The following is a 19,192-nucleotide window of genomic DNA, read 5'->3' on the forward strand; positions in this document are numbered from 1 at the left end:
GGGGAGGACCGATGCGCCAGCACACCGTGACCGACAGCCCCTACGGCCCCCTGACCCTCGTCGCCGACGACGGCGTCCTGAGCGGCCTCTACATGACCGACCAGCGCCACCGCCCGCCCGAGGAGACCTTCGGCGCCCCCGACGACGCCCCCTTCACGGAGACGAAGGAACAGCTGGCCGCCTACTTCGCGGGCGACCTCAAGGAGTTCACCGTCCCCCTGCGCCTGCACGGCACGCCCTTCCAGCTCCGCGTGTGGGACGAACTCCGCCGCATCCCCTACGGCGAGACCCGCACCTACGGCGAACTCGCCGGTCTCCTCGGCAGCCCCAAGGCGTCCCGCGCCGTGGGCCTCGCCAACGGCCGCAACCCGGTCGGCATCATCGTCCCCTGCCACCGCGTCATCGGCTCCACCGGCAGCCTCACCGGCTACGGCGGCGGCCTGCCCCGCAAACAGCGCCTGCTGGACTTCGAACGCGGATCCGCCCTGTTCTGAGAGCGGCCGGGCGTCAGGCGGCGATCCGCCGCAGCAGCGCCGGCAGCGACGTGCCGATCGGTTCGCGGACGACCTCGTCCGCCAGGTCGTCGTACGGCGTCGGTTCCGCGTTGACGACGATCAGGCGGGCGCCGTGGTCGACGGCGACCTGGGCCAGGCCCGCCGCGGGGTGGACCTGGAGGCTGGTGCCGGCGGCGACGAAGAGGGTGCAGGCCTTCGTGATCGCCACCGCCTCGCCGAGCACCATCGGGTCCAGCGCCTCGCCGAACATCACCGTCGCCGGCTTGAGGACGCCGCCGCAGTCGACGCACGGCGGGTCGTCCTCGCCGGCCGCCAGACGGGCCAGGGCGTCCTCCATCGGGGTACGTGCGTGGCACTTGGTGCAGACGACCGCGCGCGCCGTGCCGTGGAGCTCCAGCACCTTGCGGTCCGGCATGCCGCCCAGCTGGTGCAGGCCGTCCACGTTCTGCGTGATCACCCGCACCGCCGTCCCGGACCGCTCCAGCTCGGCCACCGCACGGTGCGCGGCGTTCGGCTCGGGCAGCGCGGCGAAGTTCTCCTGCCGCATCCGCCACGACCGGCGGCGGATCTCCGGGTCGGCCATGTAGTACTCGTACGTCACGAGCTTCTCGGCGTCCGGGTCGCGGCGCCACAGCCCGGACGGCCCGCGGTAGTCGGGGATGCCGGAGTCCGTGCTGACGCCGGCGCCGGTCAGGAGGGCGACGAGGGGCTTGGCCATGCGGCGAGGGTAGGACGGACGGGGCGCGCCCGGCGAGCGGATATCGCGTCGACGGGCGCCGCCCGTCAGTGCACCCGGTGACCGTCCTCCAGCTCCGCCGTGCCCGAGCCGTCCGCCAGCACGTCCAGCGCGGCCAGCACCCGGCGGCCCAGGGAGCCGGGCAGGTGCGCGGTGATCTCCTCGCGCTCCACCAGCCGCCACGACAGGAGCTCTTCCTCCTGCAGCCGGATCGCCTTCAGCTCGTCCTCGCCGAGCACGCCCCCGTCGTACAGGTACGCCACCAGCGGCGGCACGCCGGGCGTGCGCACCCAGTCCACCGCGAGCAGCCGGCCCAGCGGCCGGTCCAGGCCGATCTCCTCGGCCGTCTCCCGCCGCGCCCCGTCGCGCGGGCTCTCCCCGTCGTCCGACTCGATCGTGCCGCCGGGCAGCGCCCACCCCTCCCGGTAGTTCGGCTCGACGAGCAGCACCCGGCCCGCCGCGTCCCGGAAGAGGGCGGCGGCCCCGGCGAGGACACGGGGGAGGGTGGCGACGTAGGCGGCGAAGTCCTGGGTCTCCTGCGTGGTGGTCATGCGGGAAGGGTACGGCGGCCGGGCGACCTGCCGGGGCCGTCGCCCGGCCCGCCCGCCCGGCGCACGGCAGCACACGCCGTCCCATGATCGACACGGCGGGCGCACACGCCGGAGCACGGCGCTCCCGGCGGTGCGGTCAGGTTTCCGCCTGTGCCAGCCGCAGCGTCCGCTCCGCCAGCTCGCTGATCCGCACCCCGTCGAACCCGAACACCGCACTGCGCACCGTGTCCTCCAGCGGCTCCTTCCACTGGTCCGGCACCGCCGCCGCCCCGCACATCACCCCCGCCACCGACCCGGCCGTCGCGCCGTTGGAGTCCGTGTCCAGGCCGCCCCGCACCGTCAGCGCGATGCTCCGGGAGAAGTCGCCGTCGCCGTACAGCAGCCCCGCGGTGATCACGGCCGCGTTCGGGACCGTGTGGATCCAGCCGAACCCCGCCGTCTCCTCCTCCATCGTGGCCAGCGTCTCCTCCCACGGCAGCCCGCTCTCCTGCAGCGACGCCACCCGGCGCACCGTCCGCGCCAGCCTGCTGCTCGCCGGGATCACCGCCAGTGCCTCCTCCACCGCCTCCCGCGCCGTCGTCGCCGTGAACGCGGCGGCGACCAGCGCCGCCGCCCACATCGCGCCGTACACGCCGTTGCCCGTATGGGACAGCACCGCGTCCTTGCGGGCCAGCGCGGCGGCCCGGCGCGGGGCGCCCGGCGACACCCAGCCGTGCACGTCGGCGCGGATCAGCGCGCCGATCCACTCCTGGTACGGGTTCTCGTACGTCGCCGTCAGCGGCGGCCGTAGCCCGTTGGCGAGGTTCCGGTACGCCGCCCGCTCCGCGGTGAACGTCTGGAAGTACGGCAGCCGCAGCAGCCACAGGTCGCCGACCTGCTCGGTGCTGAAGCCGAAGCCGTGCGTCTCCAGCAGGTGCAGGCCGAGGACCGCGTAGTCGACGTCGTCGTCCCGGCAGCTGCCGTGCACCCTGCCCCGGACGCAGTACCGCCACTCCGGGCGCAACGCCCGCTCCTCGTCCTCCGTCGGCGGTCCCGGCAGGTAGTCGGTCAGCGGCAGCGCGTCCGTCGCCCGCAGGTAGCGGTCGATACGGTCCCGTGTCCACACTTCGCCCTGCTCCACCGGCTTGCCCAGCATGTTGCCGGCGATACGGCCCAGCCAGCCGCCGAGGATGCGGTCGGCGAGCCCGGTCACGGTGGCGGTCACTCCGGTCGTGGCGGTCATGGGACCGGTCTACCCGTTACCCGGCGGTTCCGTACCGGTCCACGGGCCGGTCGGGGCATGACGGGCACGCGGCCCGGCGGTTAGGGTCGCAGCGGCGCGACAGGCCCCGGCACGCGCGCGGGGCCCGATGATCGAGGGGAAAGCCAAGTGGCGGACGCTGCAGGAAGCGGTACGCGTAGGACGCCGTCGGCCCAGCGGGTGCTGGTCGCCGCGGACAAGTTCAAGGGGTCGCTGACGGCCGTGGAGGTCGCCGAGCGGGTCACCGCCGGACTCCGCGCGGTCCGGCCGGACCTCCAGGTCGAGGCGCTGCCCGTGGCCGACGGCGGCGACGGCACCGTCGCGGCGGCCGTCGCGGCCGGGTTCGAACGGCACGAGGTGGCGGTCTCCGGGCCGCTCGGCGACGAGGTGACCGCCGCCTACGCGCTGCGGGACGGCACCGCCGTCGTGGAGATGGCGGAGGCCAGCGGGCTGCAGCGGCTGCCGGAGGGCGTCTTCGCACCGCTCACCGCGTCGACGTACGGCTCCGGGGAGCTGCTGCGGGCCGCGCTGGACGCGGGTGCGCGGAGCATCGTCTTCGGCGTCGGCGGCAGCGCGACGACGGACGGCGGGGCGGGGATGCTCGCCGCGCTGGGCGCGCGGTTCCTGACGGCGTCGGGTGAGCCGGCCGGGCCGGGCGGCGCCGCGCTGGCGGAGGTGGCGACCGCCGACCTGTCCGGTCTCGACCCGCGGCTGCGGTTGGTGGAGTTCGTGCTCGCGAGCGACGTCGACAACCCGCTGACCGGCCCGAAGGGCGCGGCGGCGGTGTACGGGCCGCAGAAGGGCGCCTCGCCGGAGGACGTGGAGCGGCTGGACGCGGCGCTGGGGCACTTCGTGAAGGTGCTGGACGCGGCCGAGGTCGCGGCGTCGCCGGGGGCGGGGGCCGCGGGCGGTATCGGGTTCGGGGCGCTGCTCTTGGGGGCGCGGTTCCGTCCCGGCATCGAGGTGATGCTGGACGTGCTGGGGTTCGCCTCCGCGCTGGAGCGGGCGGACCTGGTGATCACGGGGGAGGGGTCGCTGGACGAGCAGACGCTGCACGGGAAGGCCCCGGCGGGGGTCGCCGCGGCCGCGCGCGCCGCCGGGAAGGACGTGGTCGCCGTGTGCGGGCGGCTGGCGCTGGCGCCGGAGGTGCTGGGGCGGGCCGGGATCCGGCGGGCGTACGCCCTGACGGACGTGGAGCCGGACGTGGCGGTGTGCATCGCGGAGGCGGGGCCGATCCTGGAGCGGACGGCGGAGCGCATCGCGCGGGACTACCTCACCTGAGCCGGGCCGTGTCAGGTCCCCCCGACGGGACCTGACACCGTCTCACCACGGGCCGGTGCGGCGGTCTCGGCGCCCCCCGCGCGACCGTGTTGCGATCCCCCTCATCAGTGGTTCCATGGACATGAAGGCACCTTCGCAGGTAGGGGCGTCCCCGACGTCCTTGCCTGCGTAAGCGGCGGCGTCACCCGGCCGCTGTGCCTTCCGGCGCTCCGTGACATGGCGCCGGAGGGCGCAGCACGGAGGGAACGACGTCATGCCCACCAAGGTCATCCGCAGCCCGGAGGGCAAGCAGCGGCCGCGTGACGCCGCCTCACGCTGTACCCGAGACGCTGGACACTCCGGGCCGCGCGAGCGGTGGGGCGGCGCTGGCGGACCTACCGGACCGGCCGGGAGGCCCGCCGGAGCATCGTCCCCAACCGCAGGTGGCACCCCTGGCGGGTCTCGCTCGGCCGGCTGCTGCGTGTGTTCGCCTTCGTCGGAACCGCGCTGCTGCTCGGCTGGATCGCGCTCGCGGCGTACGACTCCTCGCAGCAGGCGCGCTCGTGGTACGACGAACTGAAGAACGACGCCTGGTTCAGCACCGTGCTGTCCTTCATGAGCCCCGTGCTGACCGGCGCCCTCCTCCTCGCGGTCTTCCTCCTGTACTGGTACCACAAGGCCAAGAGGCCGCTGGTGAGGAAGGCGCGCACCCGCCCGCACGAACTGGTCCCCACGGCCGGGACGCTCGTCGACCGGATCGTCGGGCGCCGCCAACTGGCCCAGGTGATGGCCCAGACGCTCCGCAACCGCAAGACGCGCCGTCCCTATCTGCTGGTCGGCGGCGTGGGCGTCGGCAAGACCGCCGTCCTCGTGGAGCTGACCCGCATGCTCGCGCAGCAGTCCGCCGTACCGGTGCCCCTGCGCCTGCGCGACATGGACGGGGAGTTCGACTTCGAGCAGATGGCACGGCGCCGCTTCGCCGAGGAGGCCGACCAGGGCGTCTTCGCCGCCGGGAACATCGACAAGGCATGGCGGCAACTGCGGCTCGACGACAAGGCCGTGGTCATCGCCGACGGTCTGGAGGAGGCCCTCCTCGACGAGCGGTACCGGGAGGACCGCGACAACATCATCCGGCGGGCCATCGACCGGGCGGACCGTCAGCAGCTGCCCCTCGTCATCGCCTCGCGTCCGCACGCGCCGCTGGAAGGCACCAGGGCCGCCATCGCCGACCTGGAACCGCTCAGCGAGGAGGCGGCCCTGGAGTACCTGGTCCGGGAACCCGGCGAGGGGGACGAACGCCGGCTGGACTGGGTGGTGGAGACCGCCGAGGTCTCCGACTCGCCGATCTACCTGCGCATCGCACGCGCCCTGCAACAGCGCGGACTGCTGGAGCACCTGACGCTCCGCGAGAACGACGGGCGGCTGAACACCCGCAGCAACGACTGCTCCACGATCAGGCTGTGGCTGCTCGACAGCTACCGCCGGGCCATGGAGGACGGGCTCATCCGCGACAAGCTGGTGATGGACCGCAGGGAACGCAGGGAGACCCTGTGGGTCGTGTCGGCCCTGGCCTGTTTCGGCCTGCTGCAGGACAGCCTGGAGGTGTCGTTCGACGACTTCGTCGGCGCCTACCTGGACGACCTGCGGGAGCGCCGCCGCTCCGGGGCCCTGCCCGAGGAACCGCCGGCCGGATCGTGGCGGGAGGCGGTCCGTCCCTCCGTCTCGCCGGTCCAGCGCGAGGCGGTCTGGAACGTGCTGGCCCGCACGGTCGGCGAGTCGTCGTCCTGGATCAACCCGCTGGACGCCCCCACCGAGTGCTACGCCGAGCTCGCCCGGTACGCCGCCAACGGACAGCACCTGGGGCTCGTGCGGGGCTCCGAGAACAAGGTCCGCTTCCCCCACAGCATCGTCCAGGCCTACCTGGGGCACCGGCTGCTGACCGAGGTGCCCGCCGACGAGATGGCCGCAGTCGTCGGACCCGCCCTGCGCGGCCCCGGCCCGTCCCGGGAACTCCTCATCGCCCTGGTGCTGCTTTCCCGCCACCGGGCCACCACCGCCGCGCCCCGCCCGTCAGGGCCGCGCGACGGCAGGAGGGCCCCGAGGACGAGCGAACTGCTCCGCGACGCCGCCGCGAACCGGCACGACGCGAAGTACTTCGACCTGTACGCCGCCGCCCTGGAGATCGACAGCATCGACCCGGAGCCGATCCAGGACGAGCTGGCCCGCAGCCTCGACGAACAGTGGGAGGGGCTGGTCATCAGGTCCGACCAGCGCACCGTGGAGGACGCCAAGCTCGGGCTGGTGCGGCGCTTCGGCGCGGCGCTGCGCGAACGGGAGAGGCGCGGGAACGAGGCCGGGCCGCCTCCGGGGGCGGCCGCGGCGCCGCCTCCCCTGCCGTACGAGCGGCTGCTCAGTATCGGCACGCACGAGCCCTCCCACGCCGTCCGGACCGCGATCGCCCACCAGATCGCCGCCGGCGGGGACGCCGCCTTCCGCGCCCTGCGGGAACTGTTCCCCCTCGACACCGATCCGGTGCGGCAGTACCTGCATCAGACGCGGGAGGCCAAACGGAAGCTCAACGAGGACTACACCGCCTGGCTCGAGGACACGGAGTCGGGCCGGCCCGCCGACCCGGGGACGGCGCAGCGCAGGGAGCAGCGGTACGCCCGGTTCGTACGGGAGCACGAGCGGCGCCGTACCGAACAGTGGCGTCACTTCGCCCTGCGGGCCTGGCTGGTCCCCATGTTCCTCGGGTCCGTCTCCGCGAGGTACCGCGACGAGGCCGAGGAACGCCTCGATCTCTGGCTGCGGCACCTCACCGTCCCGGGCGGCCGGAACGGCGCTCCGGCGCCGTCCACGGGACCGCCGGAGCCCGACCTGCCGCTGTCCCTGGAGATCGCCATGACCCAGGGCTTCAAGAACGCCGCGAACCGGCGCAGGCGTCATCCGGACGTGTACGAGGAGAGCCGGTCGTTCCTGACCAGGCACGCCGAGCGGATGCTCGCCTCCAGCCGCTCCTGGTACGCGCAGCTGAGTCTGCTGCACGCCCTGTGCCTGTGGGAACTGCCCGACACGGCCGGGCGGCAGGACGCCCCCGCCGGGAAGGGCGCGTCCGTCGAGCCCGTGCGCGCGGTCGCCCGCTGGCTCGCCATCGCGGGGAGCGCGCGCCGTGGCGGGGGAGACGGAGGCGGGCCGCGCGCGATGCTCCACCCGTTCGTCGCCGAGGCCGCGGACCTGGTGACCCTGGCCCTGGAGACGGGGCATCCCGAGCAGTTCCTCTGGATCGACGAGCACGGCGCCGTCAACAGCGTCGGGTCCATCCCGGCGGACCCGGAGCGCTATCGCAAGCACAATCTGTGGATCGCCCCGTCGTCCGGGTGGACCAGTCTGCATCCCCGGGCGCAGCGGCTCCTCGCCGACGTCCTGATCATGCTGAACCTCACGGAGCGGGACGGCAGCCCGGACGCCATCGAGGAACGCCTGGAGCTCACCGACCGCAGCGACCTCCCGCCCTGCGTCACCCACGACCGCACCCCGCTCCACCCCGAGCGGAGCGTGGGGCGCGACGACCGCGACGAGCCGGGCTCCACCTGCCTGCCGACCTGCACGTTCCGTCTGTGCCCCTATCCGCCCAAGGCCGCGAGGACGCAGAAGGAGATCGAGGAGCCGTTCTGCCGGCAGCAGCAGGCTCTCCTGCACAGCCACCGTCGCTGGCACCTGCCGGCCCTCACCCGGCGCACGGCCTCCTGGGTGAGCATCCCCGTACGGGAGCTGCACGCCTTCTGGGAGGTGATGGCGCACCGGAAGCGCAAGACGCCCGAGGAGGACGAGCAGGTCCTGTGAGGCGCACGCACGAAGGCGCCGCACGCACGAAGGACCCGCACGCACGAAGGACCCGCACGCACGAGGGCCCCGCACGCACGAGGGCCCCGGAACCCTTCCCGGGTCCGGGGCCCACACCACAGCCTGCGGCGGCGCTACGGCAACTGCGCCGCCCGCGCCTCACGCCGGTTGTCGCGGAAGTTGTTCACCCTCCGCGCCGTCGCGAACAGCGGAATCACCGCCCCCATCACCAGCTGCAGCGCACACCCCGTCTGCAGCAGCAGCTGTCCGCTCGGCGCGTCGAAGGCCCATGCCGCCAGCAGCCCCATCGACAGCACGATCCACGACAGCATCGCCACGGCGAGGCGCCCCCGCGGCTTCGGGTACTCGACGCGGCTCACCATCAGCCACGCCGTGCCGATGATCGCCAGCAGCGTCGCCACGAAGGGCAGCTCCAGCAGCACGATCGACACGACCGTCAGGGCCCCGAAGGGCGACGGCATGCCCTGGAAGGTGCCGTCCTTCACCGTGACGCAGGAGAACCGCGCCAGTCTCAGCACCACCGCCAGCAGCACCACGATCGCCCCGACCGCGGCCACCCTCTGGTGCGCGTCGTCCGCGACCATGCCGTAGACCAGGACGAAGTACGCTGGCGCAAGACCGAAGCTGATCAGGTCCGAGAGGTTGTCCAGCTCCGCGCCCATCGGCGAGGAACGCAGCTTGCGCGCCACCAGGCCGTCGAAGAGGTCGAAGACCGCCGCGCACAGCATCAGGATGACCGCGGTGGCCGCGCTGTGGCGGGCCATGCCGGACTCCTGGCTGCCCTGCAGATGCGGGATCAGGATGCCGGTGGTGGTGAAGTACACCGCCATGAAGCCGCACGTGGCGTTGCCCAGCGTGAGGGTGTCCGCTATCGACAGACGCAGCGACAGAGGCATCTCCTCGTCGTCGTCCTCGTCGGCCTCCGGCACCCAGCCGGCCTGTGTGTCGGGATCAACCACGGTCAATGCGAGTCACCCCAGCCACGGTCTTCTGGCCCACTTCGACATCGACCTCCACGCCCTCGGGCAGGTAGATGTCGACGCGCGAGCCGAAGCGGATGAGGCCGATGCGCTCGCCCTGCTCGACCTTGGTGCCCTGCGGCACGTAGGGGACGATGCGGCGGGCCACCGCGCCGGCGATCTGGACCATCTCGATGTCGCCGAGCTCGGTGTCGAAGTGCCACACCACGCGCTCGTTGTTCTCGCTCTCCTTGTTGAAGGCGGGAACGAAGCCACCGGGGATGTGCTCGACCGACGTCACGGTGCCGGCCAGGGGGGCGCGGTTCACGTGGACGTTCAGCGGGCTCATGAAGATCGCGACGCGGGTGCGTCCGTCCTTCCAGGGCATGATGCTCTGCACCACACCGTCGGCGGGCGAGATGACCCGGCCCTGGGCGATCTCGCGCTCGGGGTCGCGGAAGAACCACAGCATCCCCGCCGCGAGAGCGGTGGCGGGGACGGCGACGGCCTTGGCGGCGCCCGAGCGGCGGGCGCGGAGCAGACTCACGGCTGCGGTGGCGACGGTCGGCAGAAGCCACGGCGATGCTCCGCGCGCGAGGCGTACGCCGGCGAGGCTGTCGCGGTGTGCAGAGGTTTGGCTGTGGGGCATGGATGACCTTCGTAGCGGATGATGCCGCGCAACTGCGGGGGACGGCGGCTTTCCGGCGATCGTAGCGGCTCCCGGCCGCAACTGGGTAAGCCAGGCAACCAAGTCGGCGGCCGAAGAACGCATACGGGGTGTGATCCTCATCCTCAAGAAAACACCCCGTATCCGGACATCTGGCCCCGCTCAGCCCTGGAATCGATACTCTTCGAGCAGACGACGGCCGATGATCATTTTCTGGATCTCGGCGGTGCCCTCACCGATCAGCAGCATCGGGGCCTCGCGGTAGAGGCGCTCGATCTCGTACTCCTTCGAGAAGCCGTAGCCGCCGTGGATCCGGAAGGCGTCCTCCACGACCTCCTTGCAGTACTCGGAGGCGAGGTACTTCGCCATCCCTGCCTCGAGGTCGTTTCGCTCCCCGGAGTCCTTTTTGCGCGCTGCGTTGACCATCATGGCATGCGCGGCCTCCACCTTGGTAGCCATCTCGGCCAGCTTGAACTGGATGGCCTGGTGCTGGGCGATCGGCTTGCCGAAAGTGTGACGCTGCTGGGCGTACTGGACGCCCAGTTCGAAGGCACGCTGCGCGACGCCGCAGCCACGCGCCGCGACGTTCACACGGCCGACCTCGACGCCGTCCATCATTTGGTAAAAACCTCGGCCGGTGACCCCGCCGAGCACCCGATCGGCCGGAACGCGCAGGCCGTCCATGATGAGCTCGGTCGTGTCGACGCCCTTGTAGCCCATCTTGTCGATCTTGCCGGGGATGGTGAGTCCCGGGCGGACCTCGCCGAAGCCGGGCTCCTTCTCCACGAGGAACGTCGTCATCGACTTGTGGGGAGCGGTGCCCTCAGGGTGTCCTTCGTCACTTCGGACCAGAACGGCCACCAGAGACGACGTCCCGCCGTTCGTCAGCCACATCTTCTGGCCGTTGAGGACGTACTCGTCGCCGTCCTTGACCGCCTTGGACGTGATGGCCGACACGTCCGAGCCGAGGCCCGGCTCCGACATCGAGAAGGCGCCGCGGACGTCGCCGGCCGCCATCCGCGGAAGGAAGTGCTCCTTCTGCTCCCGCGTGCCGTGCTGCTTGAGCATGTACGCCACGATGAAGTGCGTGTTGATGATGCCGGACACGGACATCCAGCCGCGGGCGATCTCCTCCACGCACAGCGCGTACGTGAGAAGGGACTCGCCCAGGCCGCCGTACTCCTCGGGGATCATCAGGCCGAAGAGGCCCAGTTCCTTCAGCCCGTCGACGATCTGCTGCGGGTACTCGTCGCGGTGCTCCAGCTCGGTCGCGACCGGGATGATCTCCTTGTCCACGAAGTCCCGGACGGTGGAGAGGATCTCCTGCTGGACGTCGGTCAGACCGGCGGTCTGGGCGAGACGGGCCATCGCTTACTTCCCCTGTTCGTTCAGCTCGGGGCGGCCGGGCTGCTCGCCGCCGCGCTCCTTGGTGTACGTCTCGGTCGGGACCATCACCTTGCGGCGGAACACGCAGACCAGCGTGCCGTCCTGCTTGTAGCCCTTGGTCTCGACGTACACGATGCCGCGGTCGCTCTTCGACTTCGACGGCCACTTGTCCAGGACGGTCGTCTGCCCGTAGATCGTGTCGCCGTGGAAGGTCGGCGCCACGTGCTTGAGCGACTCGATCTCCAGGTTGGCGATCGCCTTGCCGGAGATGTCCGGCACGCTCATGCCGAGCAGCAGCGAGTAGATGTAGTTCCCGACGACGACGTTCTTGCCGAAGTCCGTCGTCTTCTCCGCATAGTTGACGTCCATGTGGAGCGGGTGGTGGTTCATGGTGAGGAGACAGAACAGGTGGTCGTCGTACTCCGTGACCGTCTTGCCCGGCCAGTGCTTGTACGTCGCGCCGACCTCGAACTCCTCGTAGGTGCGTCCGAACTGCATGACGGTCAGGCCTCCGGGATCTCGAACTTCGACGTGCGCCGCATACCGGCCGCGCGTCCCTTGCCCGCGATGACCAGGGCCATCTTGCGGCTGGCCTCGTCGATCATCTCGTCGCCGAGCATCGCGGAGCCCTTCTTGCCGCCCGCCTCGGACGTGTAGTAGTCGTACGCGTCCAGGATCAGCTCGGCGTGGTCGTAGTCCTCCTGCGAGGGGGAGAAGACCTCGTTGGCGGCGTCGACCTGGCCGGGGTGCAGCACCCACTTGCCGTCGAAACCGAGCGCGGCGGCGCGGCCGGCCACCTCGCGGAAGCCGTCCACGTTGCGGATCTGCAGGTAGGGACCGTCGATCGCCTGGAGGTTGTTGGCGCGGGCGGCCATCAGGATCTTCATCAGGATGTAGTGGTAGGCGTCCGCCGGGTAGCCGGGCGGCTGCTCGCCCACGACCAGCGACTTCATGTTGATGGACGCCATGAAGTCGGCCGGGCCGAAGATGATGGTCTCGATGCGCGGGGAGGCCTGCGCGATCTCGTTGACGTTGTTGAGGCCCTGCGCGTTCTCGATCTGCGCCTCGATGCCGATCCGGCCGACCTCGAAGCCCATCGTCTTCTCGATCTGCGTGAGCAGCAGGTCCAGGGCGACGATCTGCTGGGCGTCCTGCACCTTCGGCAGCATGATGCAGTCGAGGTTCGGGCCCGCGCCCTCGACGACCGTCACGACGTCCCGGTACGTCCACTCCGTGGTCCAGTCGTTGACGCGCACCACGCGCGTCTTGCCGGTCCAGTCGCCCTCGTTGAGGAACTTCACGATGGTGTGGCGCGCCTCGGGCTTGGCGAGCGGGGCGCAGGCGTCCTCGAGGTCCAGGAAGACCTGGTCGGCGGGGAGGCCCTGCGCCTTCTCCAGGAAGCGCGGGTTGCTTCCCGGGACCGCCAGACAGGAGCGGCGGGGGCGAAGGCGGTTGACGGTCGTCATGCGGGGACCTCCAGGGGGTCGAGCTTGTTCGCGTTGCGGATCTCGTCGACGATGCGGCCGATGATCCCGGTGATGTCGAAGTCCTTCGGCGTGAAGACCGCGGCGACTCCCGCGGCCCGCAGCTCTTCGGCGTCACCGCTGGGGATGATGCCACCGGCGATCACGGGAATGTCCGTGGCGCCGGCCACACGGAGCCGTTCGAGCACGTCCGGCACCAGCTGGGCGTGCGATCCGGAGAGGATCGACAGTCCCACCGCGTGGACGTCCTCCGCCAGCGCGGCGTCCACGATCTGCTCCGGGGTGAGCCGGATGCCCTGGTAGACCACCTCGAACCCGGCGTCGCGGGCCCGCACGGCGATCTGCTCGGCGCCGTTGGAGTGGCCGTCCAGGCCCGGCTTGCCGACCAGGAAGCGCAGCTTGCCGACGCCGAGGTCCTTCGCCGTGAGTTCCACCTTCCGGCGGACCTCCGAGAGGGCGGAGCCCTCCTCGGCGGGGACCGCGACGGGGGCCGAGGACACCCCGGTCGGCGCCCGGAACTCGCCGAACACCTCGCGCAGCGCGCCGGCCCACTCGCCGGTGGTGACGCCGGCCCGGGCGCACTCCAGGGTGGCCTCCATCAGGTTGTCGGTGCCGCGCGCGGCCTCCTTCAGCTTCTCCAGCGCCTTGCACGGGCGCGGATGGTTGAAGGGCGGCTGGTAGCGGGTGTCGCGCCAGTTCTGCAGCGCGGCGATCACCCGGGCCTCCACCGCGGGGTCGACGGTCTGGATGGCGGTGTCCAGGTCGGCGGTGAGCGGGTTGGGCTCGGTCGACTCGAAGGCGTTGACCCCGATGATCTTCTCCTCGCCGGACTCGATCCGGGCGCGGCGCTCGGCGTGCGAGGAGACGAGCTGGGACTTGAGGTAGCCGGACTCCACGGCGGCCATCGCGCCGCCCATCTCCTGGATCCGCTCGATCTCGGCGGTCGCCTCGGCGACCAGCTCCTCGACCTTGGCCTCGATCACCTTCGAGCCCTCGAAGATGTCCTCGTACTCCAGCAGGTCGCTCTCGTAGGCGAGGACCTGCTGGATGCGCAGGGACCACTGCTGGTCCCAGGGACGGGGCAGGCCGAGCGCCTCGTTCCAGGCGGGCAGCTGCACGGCACGCGCGCGGGCGTCCTTGGAGAGGGTGACGGCCAGCATCTCCAGCACGATCCGCTGGACGTTGTTCTCCGGCTGCGCCTCGGTCAGTCCGAGGGAGTTGACCTGGACGCCGTAGCGGAAGCGGCGGTGCTTGGGGTTCTCGATGCCGTACCGCTCGCGGGTGAGGGTGTCCCAGATCCGGCCGAAGGCGCGCATCTTGCACATCTCCTCGACGAAGCGGACGCCCGCGTTCACGAAGAAGGAGATACGGCCGACGACGTCGCCCATGCGCTCCTGCGGCACCTGGCCGCTGTCGCGCACCGCGTCGAGCACGGCGATCGCGGTGGACATCGCGTACGCGATCTCCTGCACCGGCGTGGCTCCGGCCTCCTGCAGGTGGTAGCTGCAGATGTTGATCGGGTTCCACTTCGGGATGTGGGAGACCGTGTACGCGATCATGTCGGTCGTCAGGCGGAGCGACGGCCCGGGCGGGAAGACGTGCGTCCCGCGGGACAGGTACTCCTTGACGATGTCGTTCTGTGTCGTGCCCTGGAGCTTGGTGATGTCCGCGCCCTGCTCCTCGGCGACGACCTGGTAGAGCGCCAGCAGCCACATGGCGGTGGCGTTGATCGTCATCGAGGTGTTCATCTGCTCCAGGGGGATGTCCTGGAACAGCCGGCGCATGTCACCGAGGTGCGAGACGGGCACCCCGACCCGGCCGACCTCGCCGCGGGCGAGGACGTGGTCGGGGTCGTAGCCGGTCTGGGTCGGCAGGTCGAACGCGACCGACAGCCCGGTCTGGCCCTTGGCGAGGTTGCGCCGGTACAGCTCGTTGGACGCCTCCGCCGTCGAGTGGCCGGCGTACGTCCGCATGAGCCACGGACGGTCCTTCTGACGCTCTGTCATGTCCGCCCTGCCTCAGATGTTCCGGAAGCGGTTGATGGCGTCGATGTGCTTGGCCCGCTTCTCGTGGTCGCGCACGCCGAGGCCCTCCTCGGGGGCGAGGCACAGCACGCCGACCTTGCCCTGGTGGAGGTTGCGGTGCACGTCGTAGGCGGCCTGGCCGGTGTCCTCCAGGGCGTAGGTCTTCGAGAGGGTGGGGTGGATCTTGCCCTTGGCGATGAGGCGGTTGGCCTCCCAGGCCTCGCGGTAGTTGGCGAAGTGGGAGCCGATGATGCGCTTCAGGGACATCCACAGATAGCGGTTGTCGTACTGGTGCATGTAGCCCGAGGTCGAGGCGCACGTGGTGATGGTGCCGCCCTTGCGGGTGACGAAGACCGAGGCGCCGAAGGTCTCGCGGCCGGGGTGCTCGAAGACGATGTCGATGTCCTCGCCGCCGGTGAGTTCGCGGATGCGCTTGCCGAAGCGCTTCCACTCCTTGGGGTCCTGGGTGTTCTCGTCCTTCCAGAACTTGTAGCCCTCGGCGTTGCGGTCGATGATCGCCTCGGCGCCCATCTTCCGGCAGATCTCCGCCTTCTGGTCGCTGGAGACGACGCAGATCGGGTTGGCGCCGCCGGCCAGCGCGAACTGGGTGGCGTAGGAGCCGAGACCGCCGCTGGCGCCCCAGATGAGGACGTTGTCGCCCTGCTTCATGCCGGCGCCGTTGCGGGAGACCAGCTGGCGGTAGGCGGTGGAGTTGACCAGGCCGGGGGCCGCGGCCTCCTCCCAGCTGAGGTGGTCCGGCTTCGGCATGAGCTGGTTGGACTTCACGAGCGCGATCTCGGCGAGGCCGCCGAAGTTGGTCTCGAAGCCCCAGATGCGCTGCTCGGGGTCGAGCATCGTGTCGTTGTGGCCGTCGGAGGACTCCAGCTCGACGGACAGACAGTGCGCGACGACCTCGTCGCCGGGCTTCCAGGAGTTGACGCCGGGACCGGTGCGCAGCACGACGCCCGCGAGGTCGGAGCCGATGATGTGGTACGGCAGGTCATGGCGCTTGGCCAGCTCGCTGGTGCGGCCGTAGCGCTCGAGGAACCCGAAGGTGGACAGCGGCTCGAAGATCGAGGTCCACACCGAGTTGTAGTTGACCGAGGAGGCCATCACGGCGACCAGGGCCTCGCCGGGGCCCAGTTCGGGCAGCGGCACGTCGTCCAGGTGGAGCGACTTGCGGGGGTCCTTGTCGCGGGTGGCGAGGCCCGCGAACATCTCCGTCTCGTCCTTGTGCACGGTGATCGCGCGGTACGACTCGGGGAGCGGCAGGGCGGCGAAGTCCTCCGACGTGGAGTCGGGCGACTGGATCGCGGCCAGGATGTCCTTGACGGTCACGGTGTTGCCTCCGGCGATGGGCGCCCTGAGGGAGGGGCGCTGAGGGTTACGTCGGTGTGCTGCTGAGGGTTGAGGGGTGCCGTCGGTTCGGCGGGGTGGTGCTTCGGCAGCGCGTGGTTGCGCGGGAGGGTGCCTGTGACGCAGGCGCCGGACGTGCGGGTGGTGGACCCGCCGGGACTCGCCCGGACTCCTTCAACGTATGGCACGCCGTGTCAGTCGGCAAGGCACTGCGTGCCAGAACTTCGGCTCAGGTGAAATCTTTACGCATCAGATGAGCGATGATCGATCGAAACGCCTCGGAAACGGGGGTGAAAAGGGCCCCTGACATGGCAAAACGGCCACCCCGAAGGGTGGCCGTCATCACAGCGTCGAAAGGCGGTTCAGCGCTCCTTGAGGGCCCGCTCGATGGCCTCCATGACCTCCTCCAGCGGGGCGTCGGTACGGGCGACCGTCACCAGCACCTCGCCGTGCGCGGACGCCGTGGCCGCCTGCGGCCGCTGCGGGGCGGCCGTGCGCCGGCCCGCCATGATCCCCGTGCCGAACGTCTTCCGCACGATCGCGAAGGCGTGGTCCAGCTGCGCCTCCACGTCGCCCTGGCCGCCCGCCCGCAGCCAGCGCCGCAGCACATGGTTGTGCGCCGTGACCACGGCGGACGCGGCGACCTCCGCCAGCAGCGGGTCGTCGTTGGCGTCGTCGTCGTGCGCGTGCTCGTCGAAGTGGCCCAGCAGATAGCGGGTGAACAGCCGCTCGTAGCGGGCCACCGAGGCGATCTCCGCCTCCCGCAGGGTCGGCACCTCACGGGTCAGCTTGTAGCGGGCGACCGAGATGTCCGGCCGCGCCGCGTACATCTTCATGACCTCTTTGATCCCCCGGCACACCGTGTCGAGCGGGTGCTCGTGCGCGGGCGCGGCGTTGAGCACCGCCTCGGCCCGCACCAGGGTGTCGTCGTGGTCGGGGAAGATCGCCTCTTCCTTGGAGCGGAAGTGGCGGAAGAACGTGCGGCGGGCCACCCCGGCGGCGGCCGCGATCTCGTCGACGGTGGTCGCCTCGTACCCCTTGGTCGCGAACAGCTCCATCGCGGCGGCCGCAAGTTCCCGGCGCATTTTGAGCCGCTGGGCGGCGGCACGCGAGCCGGCGGTGGACTCCGGCGGCTCGGTCGTGGCTGGCGTACGTGCGGACTTGGCGGGCTGGGACATGCCCTGAACGTACTGCATGCGCGCGGCACGGTGCGCGTGACCGGGGGTTCCCCCGCCCTCGGGGGGCGGGGGAGGGGCGGTGCGGGCGGGCGGCGGGAACCGGTCGGGGTCCAGCAGCCCGCCCCATTCGGCACCGCCCGGGAGCGGCTCGCCGGGGTGGTGCTCAGCGCTTGGCATATTCGCGGAAGCCGCGGCCGGTCTTACGGCCGAGGCAGCCCGCGGCCACCAGGTGCTCCAGCAGGGGCGCCGGGGCCAGACCCGGGTCGCGGAACTCGCGGTGCAGCACCTTCTCGATGGCCAGCGAGACGTCGAGGCCGACGACGTCCAGCAGCTCGAACGGACCCATCGGGTAGCCGCCGCCCAGCTTCATCGCGGCGTCGATGTCGTCCAGCGTGGCGTAGTGCTCCTGCACCATCTTCACCGCGTTGTTCAGGTACGGGAACAGCAGCGCGTTGACGATGAACCCGGCCCGGTCGCCGCAGTCCACGGCGTGCTTGCGGATCTTCGCGCAGACCTCGCGCACGGTGGCGTGGACGTCGTCGGCGGTCAGGACCGTACGCACCACCTCGACCAGCTTCATCGCCGGCGCCGGGTTGAAGAAGTGCATGCCGATCACGTCCTGCGGGCGCGACGTGGCGCGGGCGCAGGCGACGACGGGGAGGGACGACGTGGTGGTGGCGAGCACCGCGCCCGGCTCGCAGACCTTGTCCAGCGTGGCGAACAGCTGCCGCTTGACCTCCAGGTCCTCGGCGACCGCCTCGACCGCGAGGTCCACGTCGGCGAAGTCGTCGTAGGTGCCCGTCGGACGGATCAGGTCCAGCGTGCCCGCGGCCGCCTCGGCGGTCATCCGGCCCCGGTCGACCGACCGGGACAGCGACTTGCCGATACGGGCCTTCGCGGCCTGCGCCTTCTCCTCGCTGCGGGCGGCCAGCACGACCTCGAAGCCCGCCTTGGCGAACACCTCGGCGATCCCGGACGCCATCGTGCCCGAGCCGGCCACGCCGACCGAGCGCACCGGGCGTCCGGCGACGGAGGCGCCGTCCGCACGCGGGGTGAGGGCGTCCTCCACCACCGTGCCGCTGCCGGGCGTCTCGTACGTGTAGAAGCCGCGGCCCGCCTTGCGGCCGGTCAGGCCCGCCTCGCTGAGCTGCTTGAGGATCGGCGCGGGGGCGTGCAGCCGGTCGCGGGAGGCGGCGTACATGGCGTCCAGGACCGTGCGGGCGGTGTCGATGCCGATCAGGTCGAGCAGCGCCAGCGGGCCCATCGGCAGGCCGCAGCCCAGCCGCATCGCGGCGTCGATGTCCTCACGGGAGGCGTACCGGGCCTCGTACATCGCGGCGGCCTGGTTCAGGTAGCCGAACAGCAGCCCGTCGGCGACGAACCCGGGCCGGTCGCCCACCGCCACCGGCTCCTTGCCCAGGTCCAGGGCGAGGCCGGTGACGGCGCTGACGGCGGCGGGCGCGGTCAGCACGCTGGAGACCACCTCGACCAGCTTCATCGCCGGCGCCGGGTTGAAGAAGTGCATGCCCAGCACGCGCTCCGGGTGCGCGGAGTCGGCGGCGAGCCGGGTCACCGACAGCGCGTTGGTGCCGGTGGCCAACACGGTCTCCGGCCGCACGATGCCGTCCAGCTCCCGGAAGATCTGCTGCTTGATCTCGTACGACTCCGGGGCGACCTCGATCACCAGGTCGGCGCCGGCCGCGGCCGAGAGGTCGGTACCCGTGGTGACGCGGGCGAGGAGCTCCGCGCGCTGCTGCTCGGTCAGCCGGCCGCGCCCGACGGCACGGGCGGTGGAGGCCTCCAGGGCGGCGACGCACTTCGCGGCCTGGGCCTCGCTGACGTCGATGCCGATCACGTCGCGGCCGGCGGCGGCCAGGACCTCGGCGATGCCGGTGCCCATGGTGCCGAGGCCGACCACGGCGACGGTCCGGAGCGGGGACAAGGGGGTGTCGGACTGGGGAGTGGCCATCGC

General features: G+C 71.4%; 15 protein-coding genes. 3 read left to right on the plus strand and 12 right to left on the minus strand.

The genetic code is table 11. The features are described 5' to 3' along the window. Positions 1-11 precede the first annotated feature (11 nt). Positions 12-494, plus strand: a complete 483-nt coding sequence (locus tag AY578_RS27410; protein ID WP_136239086.1) for a methylated-DNA--[protein]-cysteine S-methyltransferase — start codon at positions 12-14, stop codon at positions 492-494. Between the two features lie 13 nt (positions 495-507). On the opposite strand, the gene AY578_RS27415 is transcribed toward AY578_RS27410, so the two are convergent. From AY578_RS27415 to AY578_RS27425, 3 genes are all read right to left on the minus strand, one after another. Continuing rightward, a complete protein-coding gene (locus AY578_RS27415) occupies positions 508-1,233 on the minus strand; it encodes an SIR2 family NAD-dependent protein deacylase (RefSeq protein WP_136239087.1) in 726 nt (241 codons plus the stop codon). A gap of 65 nt (positions 1,234-1,298) precedes the next feature. Next, positions 1,299-1,802 (minus strand): NUDIX domain-containing protein, encoded by a 504-nt coding sequence (locus tag AY578_RS27420; protein ID WP_019521802.1) that lies wholly within the window; start codon positions 1,800-1,802, stop codon positions 1,299-1,301. A gap of 136 nt (positions 1,803-1,938) precedes the next feature. After that, entirely contained in the window at positions 1,939-3,024 is a 1,086-nt protein-coding gene (locus tag AY578_RS27425; RefSeq protein WP_028961458.1) for an ADP-ribosylglycohydrolase family protein, read from the minus strand. A 198-nt stretch (positions 3,025-3,222) separates the two neighbouring features. On the opposite strand from AY578_RS27425, the gene AY578_RS27430 reads away from it, so the two are divergent. Together AY578_RS27430 and AY578_RS27435 are read left to right on the plus strand one after the other, a co-directional pair. Continuing rightward, the gene (locus AY578_RS27430) at positions 3,223-4,323 is read left to right on the plus strand and encodes a glycerate kinase (RefSeq protein WP_136239127.1); all 1,101 of its coding nucleotides are present in this window, start codon (positions 3,223-3,225) and stop codon (positions 4,321-4,323) included. 354 nt (positions 4,324-4,677) lie between these two features. Continuing rightward, on the plus strand, positions 4,678-8,145 hold the full coding sequence (locus AY578_RS27435) for an NACHT domain-containing protein (RefSeq protein WP_258905903.1): 3,468 nt from the start codon (positions 4,678-4,680) through the stop codon (positions 8,143-8,145). Between the two features lie 134 nt (positions 8,146-8,279). On the opposite strand, the gene pssA is transcribed toward AY578_RS27435, so the two are convergent. From pssA to AY578_RS27480, 9 genes are all read right to left on the minus strand, one after another. Continuing rightward, positions 8,280-9,095 (minus strand): CDP-diacylglycerol--serine O-phosphatidyltransferase, encoded by an 816-nt coding sequence (gene pssA, locus AY578_RS27440; RefSeq protein WP_026243358.1) that lies wholly within the window; start codon positions 9,093-9,095, stop codon positions 8,280-8,282. 22 nt (positions 9,096-9,117) lie between these two features. Further along, positions 9,118-9,774, minus strand: coding sequence for a phosphatidylserine decarboxylase (locus AY578_RS27445; protein WP_026243357.1), 657 nt, complete (start codon positions 9,772-9,774; stop codon positions 9,118-9,120). Positions 9,775-9,954: 180 nt separating this feature from the next. Continuing rightward, positions 9,955-11,160 carry an acyl-CoA dehydrogenase family protein gene (locus AY578_RS27450; RefSeq protein WP_019521797.1) on the minus strand — a complete coding sequence of 402 codons (1,206 nt, stop codon included), beginning with the start codon at positions 11,158-11,160 and terminating at the stop codon, positions 9,955-9,957. Between the two features lie 3 nt (positions 11,161-11,163). Then, positions 11,164-11,676, minus strand: a complete 513-nt coding sequence (locus tag AY578_RS27455; protein WP_136239088.1) for a MaoC family dehydratase — start codon at positions 11,674-11,676, stop codon at positions 11,164-11,166. 5 nt (positions 11,677-11,681) lie between these two features. After that, entirely contained in the window at positions 11,682-12,644 is a 963-nt protein-coding gene (locus AY578_RS27460; RefSeq protein ID WP_019521795.1) for an HpcH/HpaI aldolase/citrate lyase family protein, read from the minus strand. Beyond that, positions 12,641-14,668 carry an ethylmalonyl-CoA mutase gene (locus AY578_RS27465; protein WP_020699965.1) on the minus strand — a complete coding sequence of 676 codons (2,028 nt, stop codon included), beginning with the start codon at positions 14,666-14,668 and terminating at the stop codon, positions 12,641-12,643. The genes AY578_RS27460 and AY578_RS27465 overlap by 4 nt, the downstream gene beginning before the upstream one ends. A 12-nt stretch (positions 14,669-14,680) precedes the next feature. Next, positions 14,681-16,024: a crotonyl-CoA carboxylase/reductase gene (ccrA, locus tag AY578_RS27470; RefSeq protein WP_028961455.1), complete on the minus strand. Its 1,344-nt coding sequence runs from the start codon at positions 16,022-16,024 to the stop codon at positions 14,681-14,683. 380 nt (positions 16,025-16,404) lie between these two features. Continuing rightward, positions 16,405-17,220 (minus strand): TetR family transcriptional regulator, encoded by an 816-nt coding sequence (locus AY578_RS27475; RefSeq protein WP_026243356.1) that lies wholly within the window; start codon positions 17,218-17,220, stop codon positions 16,405-16,407. Positions 17,221-17,383: 163 nt separating this feature from the next. Further along, entirely contained in the window at positions 17,384-19,189 is a 1,806-nt protein-coding gene (locus tag AY578_RS27480) for a 3-hydroxyacyl-CoA dehydrogenase family protein (RefSeq protein WP_258905906.1), read from the minus strand. Positions 19,190-19,192 lie beyond the last annotated feature (3 nt).

The sequence above is a fragment of the Streptomyces thermocarboxydus genome (genome assembly GCF_024760485.1).
Classification (GTDB): Bacteria; Actinomycetota; Actinomycetes; order Streptomycetales; family Streptomycetaceae; genus Streptomyces; species Streptomyces cellulosae.